Origin of the sequence: Microvirga zambiensis WSM3693 (assembly GCF_016735695.1) — a bacterium.
GTDB classification, from domain to species: Bacteria; Pseudomonadota; Alphaproteobacteria; order Rhizobiales; family Beijerinckiaceae; genus Microvirga; species Microvirga zambiensis.
The window spans coordinates 1-11,403 of record NZ_JAERQD010000113.1 but is presented as its reverse complement, the minus strand read 5'-3'; the positions used below and the strand labels follow the sequence as shown (position 1 = coordinate 11,403).

General features: G+C 59.8%; 11 protein-coding genes and 2 pseudogenes. 8 read left to right on the top strand and 5 right to left on the bottom strand.

What is annotated here, in order from left to right; translation table 11 throughout:
* Positions 1 to 245: 245 nt before the first annotated feature.
* On the bottom strand, positions 246 to 401 hold the full coding sequence (locus tag JKL46_RS37110; RefSeq protein WP_425493345.1) for a DUF6894 family protein: 156 nt from the start codon (positions 399 to 401) through the stop codon (positions 246 to 248).
* A gap of 1,574 nt (positions 402 to 1,975) precedes the next feature.
* Here JKL46_RS37110 and JKL46_RS33085 point away from each other — a divergent pair.
* Positions 1,976 to 2,743: a LuxR C-terminal-related transcriptional regulator gene (locus JKL46_RS33085; protein ID WP_201842577.1), complete on the top strand. Its 768-nt coding sequence runs from the start codon at positions 1,976 to 1,978 to the stop codon at positions 2,741 to 2,743.
* Positions 2,736 to 3,218 carry a hypothetical protein gene (locus tag JKL46_RS36085; protein WP_246529703.1) on the top strand — a complete coding sequence of 161 codons (483 nt, stop codon included), beginning with the start codon at positions 2,736 to 2,738 and terminating at the stop codon, positions 3,216 to 3,218. Before JKL46_RS33085 ends, JKL46_RS36085 begins: the two co-directional genes overlap by 8 nt.
* A gap of 57 nt (positions 3,219 to 3,275) precedes the next feature.
* On the opposite strand, the pseudogene JKL46_RS37105 reads toward JKL46_RS36085, so the two are convergent.
* Both JKL46_RS37105 and JKL46_RS33075 read right to left on the bottom strand, forming a co-directional pair.
* Positions 3,276 to 3,494 (bottom strand): annotated as a pseudogene (locus JKL46_RS37105) (DUF1330 domain-containing protein); the annotation flags it as partial.
* A 268-nt stretch (positions 3,495 to 3,762) separates the two neighbouring features.
* Positions 3,763 to 4,023, bottom strand: coding sequence for a diguanylate cyclase domain-containing protein (locus JKL46_RS33075; protein WP_201842572.1), 261 nt, complete (start codon positions 4,021 to 4,023; stop codon positions 3,763 to 3,765).
* 625 nt (positions 4,024 to 4,648) lie between these two features.
* Between JKL46_RS33075 and JKL46_RS33070 the strand changes: the two are divergent.
* Both JKL46_RS33070 and JKL46_RS33065 read left to right on the top strand, forming a co-directional pair.
* A pseudogene (locus tag JKL46_RS33070) lies at positions 4,649 to 5,675 on the top strand (YihY/virulence factor BrkB family protein).
* A 269-nt stretch (positions 5,676 to 5,944) separates the two neighbouring features.
* Entirely contained in the window at positions 5,945 to 7,513 is a 1,569-nt protein-coding gene (locus tag JKL46_RS33065; protein WP_201842564.1) for a hypothetical protein, read from the top strand.
* Positions 7,514 to 8,023: 510 nt separating this feature from the next.
* Here the strand turns inward: JKL46_RS33065 and JKL46_RS33060 are convergent.
* Positions 8,024 to 8,656 carry a S24 family peptidase gene (locus JKL46_RS33060; RefSeq protein WP_201842562.1) on the bottom strand — a complete coding sequence of 211 codons (633 nt, stop codon included), beginning with the start codon at positions 8,654 to 8,656 and terminating at the stop codon, positions 8,024 to 8,026.
* Positions 8,657 to 9,052: 396 nt separating this feature from the next.
* Here JKL46_RS33060 and JKL46_RS33055 point away from each other — a divergent pair, with 396 nt between their 5' ends.
* The 4 genes from JKL46_RS33055 (at position 9,053) to JKL46_RS33040 (ending at position 10,992) form a co-directional block, all read left to right on the top strand.
* Entirely contained in the window at positions 9,053 to 9,334 is a 282-nt protein-coding gene (locus JKL46_RS33055) for a hypothetical protein (protein WP_201842560.1), read from the top strand.
* 81 nt (positions 9,335 to 9,415) lie between these two features.
* Positions 9,416 to 9,709, top strand: a complete 294-nt coding sequence (locus JKL46_RS37100; protein ID WP_425493344.1) for a GcrA family cell cycle regulator — start codon at positions 9,416 to 9,418, stop codon at positions 9,707 to 9,709.
* A 66-nt stretch (positions 9,710 to 9,775) separates the two neighbouring features.
* The gene (locus JKL46_RS33045) at positions 9,776 to 10,501 is read left to right on the top strand and encodes a hypothetical protein (protein WP_201842556.1); all 726 of its coding nucleotides are present in this window, start codon (positions 9,776 to 9,778) and stop codon (positions 10,499 to 10,501) included.
* A 218-nt stretch (positions 10,502 to 10,719) separates the two neighbouring features.
* Positions 10,720 to 10,992 (top strand): hypothetical protein, encoded by a 273-nt coding sequence (locus JKL46_RS33040; RefSeq protein WP_201842554.1) that lies wholly within the window; start codon positions 10,720 to 10,722, stop codon positions 10,990 to 10,992.
* 153 nt (positions 10,993 to 11,145) lie between these two features.
* Here JKL46_RS33040 and JKL46_RS33035 read toward each other — a convergent pair.
* Positions 11,146 to 11,403 (bottom strand): TCP-1/cpn60 chaperonin family protein (locus JKL46_RS33035; RefSeq protein WP_281400200.1); only part of this gene is annotated, 258 nt, incomplete at its 5' end.

The window sequence follows — 11,403 nt, the reverse complement described above, 5'->3', positions numbered from 1 at the left end:
TCGGAAATCTCCGAGCGTCACACGTGGAAGACAACGGAACTGGCCGATGGTTGGTTGCCAATACGGCCAAGCTGCCCAGGGTCACTTGACCCTTGCCGATTCCGGGTATGAGAGGGTTCATCGCTCGGGCTCACACACTCCAGGAATGTGGTCCCTCATGACAGGGATTGTGTCGATCGATCTTCATCGAGGCGGTCACGGTGGCGACACGCTGGTTCTGATCGTCCCGCACCTCAATCACAACATCACTGAAATCGCCTCTTGCCAGCCGGCTTGTGCCGATTTCCAGCCACTGAGCGGGCTGCCGCCTGAACCGCGGCCTCCAAGCTGTTGAACTCGGCGCCCTCGTCATCACGTAGGGGCGGCTTCCCGTTCTGGACATCGAAATAATAACGGGCCACGGCGCTCTCTCCTGCCGGCCAATCCCTGTGCTGTCCTGTCCTTCAACCGACAGGCTAGGTGCATGTTGAAGCGCCCTGGCCAAGGGTGCTGTCTTAAAACCCTCAGCCGGGGCGTCAGCGGAGAGATCCCTCCAACCTGTTGCGCGACAATCAAAACCCCGTGCGTTGCGACAATCAGAGTTGCCAAGCACATTGAGGTGCCAAGCATCCAGACAAGCGATCTGCTGACTTATGGCCAAGTTTACGACATCCCGTTGAACCGCTTTGCCCGCTCCCCACAACATCGACCGACTGAAGCGTGTTCGCTCGCTTAGTTGCCATCCAAATTCAGTGGCCAGGGGCTTTGAATCAGGCTTGGGATTCGTTGCTCCGAACCCGCGTCAGGAGCTCTAATTAATGGGCTTTGCGGAAGTTCGATTGCACCAACGGTATCTACCCAATCAAAACGTGGGCGCAGCGAAAGATACGACAGAGGGTCTGGAAACGGAATTGCGATTGGATTTCCAGCGGCAAGCGACTCTTGCAAAGATGGGAGCAGGGAGGGCTCCGTCGGTTCCGGAAGTGGAGGCATTAATGTGGCTACCGGGAAACTCGGCTTGGCAGGATCGGAGGGTGCTGGCATTGCGGCCTCTGGGGGTACTTCGGGCACGGCAATCGCGGATGGCTCCCGCGGTGATAATCCGATGGCTGGCAGTATTGAGGGGAAGATCGGTTCTGCAGGGTCTGGAGGCGGCGGTATGCGGTCTGCGACCGGGAAGCTGGGTTCAGGAGGTTCCGAGCGTGGCGGAAGCGCGATAACCCCAGTCCGTTCGCGTGAAATTGGGGCTTGCGTTGGCTGTAGGGGTTTCTGCAGAAGCAGAGCCTGACGCTTCGCCGCCACGTTCGGGAGCCTTGGCTTGGATATAGCTTTCGGCGGCGTAGGTGGGGGTATAGCAGCTGGATGCATCAACCTTTCAGCGCATGATGTAGTGATCCAACTCAAAGTGAAGGCGGCAAAGACCCCAAACTTACGCATGCCCTCGCAACCTTTCGGTGACCTCCTCAGCAGGTTAGCGAAGAAAATCGGTGCAGAGGAGGTCCCGCGTCAATTCGCGCTCTGCATGAACAAGATACTCGAAGGTTGTTGCACGATGCCGGTCGCGTGAACTGGCATCTGATCTCCGTCCCGGAATATGCGGTGTCCTACAAATTCAGTCATTTGGTTCGACGCACCCTGCTTGTACCAGATTGGACCACTGCGGTCTCTAACAGATCACCAAACGTCGGCAGCCAGCCGCCTCAGTCATCGCTTGGCGCGTCGCGAAATTGGTCGATGCCTTCTGAAAAGCATGTTTTTAACCTTCGCGGCTCATCTGCTATGAGTGACCCGGAACTTGAGTATCCCGCAGCACTCGTGTTTCCACCCCATCAGCCAGTCTTTCGAGCCGTATTACTGGCAAGCTCAACTGCAGCAACATGATAGCAAGTTTAGTGTAGAGCTATCTGAGAGCTCAGTTCTGTCGGGAATATGACAGACAACGTTCCCAAAGGTCGTTTACTTGCTCTCGACTGACGAAGCTGACAAGGGAGCGTGGATGTCTGCACAAACCTTTCAACTTGAACATGATTGCTCGTCTGACACGGCATCGACATCCGGAATTCTCACCCCGATAATTCCAACGGCTCTGATTGCCGACAGCCTCCTGCTGCGTTCCAAACTCCTGCACATCCTCCAGGGGACACAGTTTGCCCTCACTGACGCGGTTTCTGCCGTAGGTCCGAGACGGTTCCAATATTTTTCTTCGGTGCCTGCTTTGGTCATCGTCGAAGCCGACCAGAACACCGGTCGGCTGCTTGAGATCGTCAAGCAGGTGCGAGAGTTATCACCGGAGGCTCGGATCGTTGCTGTCGCAGATCAATTCGACCTCAGACTGGTGCGTTTGGGGAACGACGCTGGCGTCAATGGCTTCTGTTTAGCAAACAAGGCCCCAGAGGTTCTCCGTAAGTCTCTTGAACTGGTCATGCTCGGTGAGAGTGTTCTGCCCTGTAGAGTCCTGCGCTCAATTATGAATTGGACTCCCGAAGCCGGTCATCAGCCGGTTCAGGGCGACAGAATAGATGGGTCAAAGGTGTCGGAACCGATGGCCCGCAAGCTCTCGGCACGGGAGATAGAAATCCTGGACTGCTTGATGAAAGGGGAACCCAACAAGGCCATCGCGCGCAAGTTCGGCATCACTGAAGCCACCATCAAGGTTCATGTCAAAGCGATCCTGCGCAAGCTCGGGGCTTCCAACCGCACGCAGGCTGCGATGTGGGCCTCTCAGCACACGAAGCAAAAAGGTGGAGCATCGGTGAATGGGTAAGATAGAAATTGCGGTGGGGGATGAGGTGCGCGTGCACTTCCATCCTCCTGGTGCGATGAGAAGCTATTGCGAAGGCGTGGTCAGTCGGACCGATATAACAACACCGGAAGGGCGCTTCTTTGTAGTTGAGGTCATTCACGAGCTACTTTTCGACCGCGAGCACCGCATCACGCGCGGATTCCCAGACTTTGTCCGCTATGAGTGCCGGAACGACTTTCCCGGGCGAGTCGAGATCCTATCTGCCGCACCCGACATGGAGCAAGAGCCTGGGTTCGATCCAATCTTGATGGCCCCGACAGAAAAAATGAAGCAAGAGGCCAACGAGACGCCTCCGGTTAGTATCCATACCCACGCAGAAACTGAGGTCGAACAAGTACCCGATACTAGGGCTTCCTCCGAACCACCTCAGGATAAAGTGAAGTCTGTTCCCGCGCGTGGTGGCCTGATCGCTACGCTGTTTGGGCCAAGAGAATGATGGCCGGGGTGGACTTTGCGTGGAGGAGCGCCGTGAGCGTCGAACTCCAAGCACAGCCCAGACAACCAGTTCGCCAGCGCCCTCGCAATGCTTCTTCACCTCTGCGTAATCTGGTGAGTGCCAGACGGCGTGAATCGCTTTCACGGACGGGAACTCGCTCGATATCGCGGACGCAATCTCGTCCGGGGTGGGCCATTTGATGTCCTGGAGGGCACTTATGATGGGCGGCGGCTGGTAAAGCAGATCTGTTTGCCTCCTCGCCGGACGTTGAGCCATCGCAGAAGGCCTGTGGTCGCGGGCTCACCAAGCGTCTGGCCGCTGCTGTCAGTTCAGCTCCAACGCAACGAGCGCTGGTCTCCACCCAGCGGCTTGGTGACGTCGACAGCGTCCGCGACACGATCATTCGCGCGACCCGTTCACGAGCGGGATTGCTGTACTGGCTACCTGACCCTGGTGCGGTTGCAACCGTCTGCTTTCGCGGCATACAAGGCCCGATTGGCGCGCTGCAGAACGGCATTCCTGTCGTCCAGGAGCAGGGCCTCAGTCACCCCGGCACTGAAGGTGTAGGCGAGGTCAGCACGTACTCACCGCTTCCGGCCGGCGGAAGGTCCGCCCTGAGTTGCTCCAGGATTTGCACCGTCGCCTTTGGACTGACAAACGGCAAGAAGACCAGAAACTTGTCGCCGCGGGTGCGGCCGATCATGATCTTAAGGCTCAGCGTCGCGCGGCACATCGATGAAAAGTGCTGTAGCATCGCGTCGCCAACCTCGTGGCTATGGCGGTCATTGATCGACTTGTGTCGCATTGAACCAATCGATGTCGATCGGCGCGAGGCACAGGCCGGATCCGTCGTGCATGCAATGCCGGAGATGCCCGTCGAGCATCTCGAGAATGAGACCCATATCAGGTGATGCGAACTGGTCTACCCAAGATAGTCTCGTGGCAGCCATCCCGAGAGCCTCCGTGCGTCTATTGCTAGGGACGAAAGGCCGCGTCTGATCCTTTGGTCGATCGAGACGCGGCCCACCGGGCCGCAGTTTGCCCCTACGGGAAGCCGTTAACTTAAGGTTAACCTTGGCAGGAATACGGCTTGGCTTGGAGCATTGTTGGCCCATCGTGCGGGAACCTTGGCTTTTCGGACCCGTTATAACAATGATCCTAGTCCTCCTTGCCTCCTTAGATCGAAACCTTGCAAGCGCCCCAAGCGGGCGCTTTTCTTTGCCCGCGATGCGCTGCGTCCGGAAGCTCGTGCGAACAGGGACGGCACCCGCATTCCGGACCCGTTGGTCACAGGACAGCTCGGCCCTCTTTCTGTGCGAGCAAAGAAGCCGGAAGCCCAGTCTCAGGGTGAGTGCGAAACAGACCTGGAGACATTCTCTTCACACGGCACGACTGTCGACCGATATCCTCCGGGATCTCAACGGTGCCTCATGAACGAACATGGCGACGATTGGCGCTCAAAGCTCGCAGAGGAGGCCGCCCCCGGCGTGCTGCCGGATGATCTCGCTCATGCCCGGGAGCCCGGCCGGGGACGCGAGGCCAACACCCCTGGCGAAATCCCGGCCCGTGGCTGGAAGGACATTCTCTGGCGTGTGCTCTGGGGCATCTCGGAAGGCCGTATCCTGTCCACCTCGGGCGGGGTTGCTTTCTTCGCCCTGCTGGCGGTCTTCCCAGCGATTGCCACGATCGTCTCCTTGTACGGGCTCTTTGCCGACACGAGCACGATCCGGGGCCACCTGTCCCTTTTGACCGGCATTTTGCCAGGCGGGATTCTGGTCCGCCTCGGAGAGCAGATCCCCCTGATCATCACCCAGGACAACGATACGCTCGGCGTCGCCTTCATGATCGGCTTCCTGGTGGCACTTTGGAGCGCGAACTCGGGGGTTGCGGCCCTTTTCGATGCGCTCAACGTGCTCTATGGCGAGAAGGAGAAGCGCAGCCTGTTGCGCTTCTACGCGACCACCTTCTTGCTCACCCTCGGCATGATCGGCTTCATTGTCCTGGCCATCGGGGCTGTCGTGGTCGCCCCGGTCATTCTCACCTTCATGGGCTTCGTCACCCCGGTGGAACGCCTCCTGGCTATCCTGCGCTGGCCGCTGCTGCTCGTGGTGGCGGGCGTATGGCTCGCGGTCATCTACCGCTACGGCCCGAGCCGCCGCGATCCGAAGTGGCGCTGGGTGACTTGGGGCAGCGCCGCGGCGGCCGTACTCTGGCTTGCAGCGTTTTCCCTGGTACGTGGCCAACTTCGACAGCTACAACAAGACCTACGGTTCGCTCGATGCCGGCGTCGGCTTCATGGTGTGGATCTGGCTGTCGGTGGTGATCGTCCTGCTTAAGGCCGACCTCAATGCCGAGATGGAGCACCAGACCGCGCGGGACAGCACGGAGGGGGCGCCGAAGCCGCTCGGCACCCGCGGCGCCAACGTGGCGGATCATGTTGGTGCGTCGCACGCCTGATGCGCGGCAGAAGCAGAGCGGGTGTCGTGGATAACGGCCTCGCTGCAGCTCGCTCTGGGGTTCACGCCGGCATGGGCCGCATCCGGACCGTCTACCAGACAGGACCCGCCACCGACAAGTGACAGGCTCGGCACCGGAAGCGTAGAGTGGTTGATGCCGGGGAAATGACGCGGAGGGGATTCGACACCCAAATCCTTAGAAATCTCAGGCACGTGAGTTCCACCCGCCAGCCCTCCACGAAGTGTTCAGGCGTGTTTTGGAAAACAGGAGTGATCGACTTGTCTGAATCAGGCCTGGATGAACTGTTTCGACATGACCTGTCGTCGATCGAGTTCCAGATTTATTTTGATGCAATGAAGCACGAGCTGCTGGCGAGTAACGCTGTTGCCACCACCCTCATAGCGCATGTCGTGCAATCCAACGACAGTCGCCCAGATGCCATCGTTATATTCGGGTTGTTGCTCGACGAGGCCAGGATGGGGATCGAGAATGATAGCGCCTACGGCAAGGCCTTCCTGACCAATGCCGAGAGAGCCATCGCGGCTCAAATGGCCGCCGGGGCCTGTGGACCGCTTGACCTCATGAAAATCGCTGCTCTGTATCGGCGTGCCGGCCTGCCGGTGCCGGATCTGTTGATCATCGATCCTGGCGAGGCGGAAATTCCGGCCGAGGTTCCGGTACCCGACCTCGATCAGGCTCTCGCCATTTTGGCTGCGGACATCAAAGCTGAAGGTGGTGGCCCGTATGAGTTTTTCAACGGCCTGAACGAGATGACGGCCGGCTTGCCGGAGAAGATGCAGGCCGGACTTGTCCATCATCTGGCATCGTTGGACGATCCTCTCTCCGAGAGCTGCGCCTTGTACTGGCTGTTGTCGGGCCCGTCGTTGGTCCAGCAGGCTGCGGCTGCAGGTCTTCATACGAAGCTCACGCGCACCAGCCTACAGGTGGAGACTCTGTTCTATCTCCCCATCATTCGCGGCTGGTTGCCCGCCGGCACCGCTCGGGCCATTGTCGATGACATTGGCCAGCTGGCGCGGCGAAAAGGTCTCTTTGGCGCCCCTGGTCGCGACAAGGTGGAATCCATCGTCGGCGATATCATGGCCAGTGTCACCGATGGTGTCGGGGCCCAAAGCATTGCAATGGTCGGAAAGCGGAACAAGCAAACATTTGTCGCGATGATTCTCCTGAAGACGGGGTACGGGATCAAGGATGCGTTTGTCATCCGCTGCCGCTCAAAGCGCGAGGCCAACAGCATTGTTTCGTACACGCGCGAGGAAGCCAATGGCCTTCGCATCGACCGGATGACGGCCGAGTTGTTGCTGGAGGCGGCCTTGGCGGACGGGCTGCGCAATGGGTCCATGCCCGCGCCAGGCTTTATCGACGTGATGGAAGCCTGCGATTTAAACGGCCTGCGGCCGCAGGAAAGGGATTTGCAGGCTCTGTTGGACTATGCTGATCCGCAGCGAGACGTCCAGACTGCCACACCGGAGCAATTGGATCTCATGCTCAATGACGATCAGGCTTTGGATGCGCTGTTGCCGCTGATCGACAGTTGGTTTGAAGACACGGGGGAGACTCGCACCATCATGCGACGTTCCCACTCGGCCCGGACCGCTGAAACCAAAATCTGGGCCTTCCTTGACGGTCGGCGTGACATCTGGGCGAGGCGTTTTCTGCAGACCGCGATGATCCTCAGATCGGCGAAGAAGAAGGATCCATCGAAAACGTTGACGGCTGCGGCCTTCGCCCTAATGCAGAAGTATCCCTTGCAAGATATCCCGCTCATGGAGAATATCGTCTTTACCACCCTGGAGGCTGGAAGCGCAGGGTTGGAGTGATGCTTTCGGGAAAGCATGGGCATGGGTGCAGGAATCGAGAGCTCTACGGATCCTGGTCGTTGATGCCGCTTTCCCTGTGATATCCGCCCTGGAGCGGACGGATTTCGAGCGCGCGCATGGCAGCATGCGACTCCCATCTGTTGCGCACCAAACGTCCCTCACCCGCCTGCCGACGATGGCCTGGTATCGGTCGATGGCAGTCTCGACCAGAAGCCGCAATCGACCGGAGTACCGTGAACGATGCGCTCACGAAACTGGTGCGATTTGCCGATCCAGATTGACCAGCAGCAGGTGCATGCTGGCGGGTCCCGGTGTATCGATCGATCCCAATATCCTGTTTTCCTAACTTCAGGCTTGTGCGCTCGAATTGGGCAAACGCGTCTGGCTTGGTCTACGCAAGACAAATGGCTTCTGACGCGTTGACAGGACATTCGGGTCAAAGGTGAATGGGCATATCTCGACTATGCAGTCGATGCTGCCGGACAGACCATGATTCCTGGAGGAGGCGTGCTATTGGCGCGCCCACATGATCCGGGCGGTCCAGGACACTTCCCCGACTGGGATGATCACGTCCTCCTGGCCTTTGGCCAGTGACGTCATTTCCAGGGTCGTGGCCAGACGCCGCCTGAGCTCGTGCGCGAAGATCCGTCCGCCTCTGGTGCACACGACAAGACGGTCGCCCCTCCTGGTGCTGGCCGTCGGCGAGACGACGAGAACATCACCATCACGGTAGAGCGGCCGGAGACCGTCACCCGTGATCTCGAGAGCAAAGACCCTCTCGTGCCCGAAATCAGGAAATTCGATCTCGTCCCAGCTCGCTCCCTTGTTGGGCAGGCCGTCATCGGTGAACGCCTGTGCGGATGTGGCCTCGTCCATGCCAATCATCGGGATCAGGGAGCGTCGGAGGTTACCGGACGGTTCGACGAGCCGCAGGAAGTCTTCCAAGGTCGATCCGGTGGCTTTGAGGATCTTGGCAATGGACTCGGTGGACGGCCATCGCTGCCGCCCTTCCGGGCTCAACCGCTTCGACTTGTTGAAGCTCGTTGCATCGAGACCGGACCTGCGTGCCAAGCCGGATGCGCTCAATCCATTGCGCGACGCCAGAGAATCAATGGAAGCCCAAACACGCTCGTGAGATAACATTCCAGTGGCCTTCGCAAGCGATGAAACTCAACCTTTGATGAAGAATGTGCCCGCTGGCGGCAGCGGCTACCAGGAAGCCTTCGAGACAAGCGGTCTATTGAGGGTTGCTCTTGAGGTGGTGCATCTCTGACCGCGGTTTCACAACGCGGTATGTCGGCAATCTGCTCGGCTTCGTCTTAACAAACCGCCAATAGCCCTGATGATTTCGCCTCGCACCCGCCTGGAATTGTGATTGGCTCCGCTCCTCAAGGAGGCGGACAACCCTTGGCGTCCTGCAGACTGACGTGCTTTGGATACCTCGTAAGGGCAGTGACGGATTGTCCCAGTCTGGGGTAAGACAGGCTCCAGACGCGGCGCACGAGCCACCGCTCGCAGGCGCCAGGCTTTGGGGTTCCCATGCCATCCATTCAGCCGCTGGCCTTGTCCAGAGCTCCCGTCCGCGATTGCAGCTACAACCTGTTTCGGAACAGGCCGCGGCCCGACCTTCTCTGCGCAGTGCCAGAAGACCGTCCGGTTCCCGGGTTCCTTGTTCCCGCCGAGTGGCGGTTCGAGCGGGCGTTGCGGCCGTCGGACATAAGCCCGGCAGGCTTCGAGGAGCGGGGCGCCCAGGCTGGCGTGCGGTACAACGGGTTCTATCTGTTCCAGATCACTGACGCACGCGTCGCGCTGGCGGCCTAACCCGAGCGTCCGCTGCGATCATCGACATCACCATTGGCACGCAGCTGCCACAGGACGACCGCTTCAGGTTTTCATCAGGCTGTGGATAGCCTGCGCCGGCAGGGAACTCTCCCTGACCCTCTGGGTGTTGCTCTGGTCCATGGATCGGATGTTAGTGCCATGTCCGAGATCAGCGAGCCGTCACCGCGGACCCGAACGACCCTGCTCAAGCTGCGGGCACGGCAGTGTCGCTTCATCGTCTCCGACGCGCGGTCCGAGGCGATCTTCTGCGGAGGCGAGACACAGGAGGGATCAAGCTGGTGCCCCTGGCATCGTCGCCTGGTGTATGCCAAGTCGCTGGCTGGTGGGAGGGAGCTGTCCCGAACCTTGGCCTGAATTCGACACATTCGTGCGCGACCCGATGGGAACCTTTGTTAACCATACGTCCCCGTAAGGCCGTTGATGCTCAGACCTATCGTTGCCCTCGCATGCCTTCTCTCCGCTCCGGCCCTCGCCAAGAGCTATGATCGATCCGATCTCGTCCGCGGGATCTGCCGCCCTGATGGTTGCGACGAGTTCGCCGTCGTGGCGGCCGCTACTTTGACCAAGACAGGGGAGGGCACGCTGATGCAAACGCGGGTAAAGACCTTCCATGCGAGTTCAGCAGGACGCCGAGAGCTCAGTGAGGAGAACGGGTACGTGTACTGCTCGCGCACCAAGCCGGCGATCGTCGCCGGAAAGGGCGGGCGCACCATGGCCTTCTATCTCGCGCCATTCGCGATCAAGGAGAGCCGTGAGACGATTCGACAGAACACCAACTTCCATGCGCTGTATTTCAGTACTTGCCACGGCATGGAGGCCGGCCGAGCAGCGGCCCAGAACCTGCCGGGTGTCGCGCGGGAGTTCGGCTACCGGGTCGCGCTGCCTCAGTCGCAGTCTGTGGCGCTGAGCCGGGTCGAGGATATCCTGTTGCCTGAGAACCGCCGACCGGTCGAAGCAAGGAACGATGTTGGCTCGATACCACCGGCAAACATCCGGCAAACATGTCGCCTACCGTGCCGCAGCGGGACTGGTGGGTTGACGAGCCGATCGACGCATTTGGCGAATACCGTGAGGTGCCTTCCCCCCGTCCCTATCCCGACGTTGTGGAGCATGAGGAGGGGTTGCTCGCCGGTCCCCGGCGCCTGACCAACCGCGCGTTTGACGCTTTTGATGAGGTAGGAGACTGGATGCTCGGACGGCGGGACTGATTCCGGCAGCCCAGCGGTAGCTTGTCATACGGCAAGCTGACTGCCTCCGCGAGGCTGCCGACGCGACTTAACGATCGCTAGAGCGATCTCCGGTAAACTACGAAAGGCGTGTCAGAAAACTGTCCAGCCCGTCGACCGTCATTGTCCGGAGTGTCCATGGCCAAACCATCGAACCTGCTGAAGGCGTACGAACGGATGGTGGCAGCCGAGGAAGAGAAGCGCCGCCTGATGCCTGAGCGGCTGGTCACACTCGTCGCGGACAAGCCCTGGATCAAGGCGGTCAGCCAACACTCACAAGCCCGACAGGCCTTCCTCGAGGCCGCGGTCGATTTCTGCCGATCCGAGACGACCATGGCGCCGAAGCCTTCGCACAAGCCGAGCCCGAAGCGGACGAGCGCGAAAAGCGATTACGACGCGCATATCCGTTGAGAGAGTAGACCGGCGGAAGCTGATGCTGTCCATGAAGGGCGGCTCTGCTCGCGCGACGATGCCGTCCGAACGATCTGCGTTTCACGGTCAGATGCAAAAGAAAAAGGCCCCGGAGTGATCCGGAGCCCTTCCTATGGGATAATGAGAGTAGGATTAGAAGTCCATGCCCCCCATGCCACCTCCCATACCACCCGGCATGGCCGGAGCGGCCTCCTTCTTCGGAGCGTCGGCAACCATGGCCTCGGTCGTGACGAGGAGGCCTGCCACTGACGCCGCGTTCTGCAGAGCCGTGCGCACGACCTTCGCCGGATCGACGATGCCGGCCTGGAGCAGGTCGACGTACTCTTCCGTCTGGGCATTGAAGCCGAAGGTGTCGGACTTCGTGTTGTCGTTGATCTTGCCGACCACGAC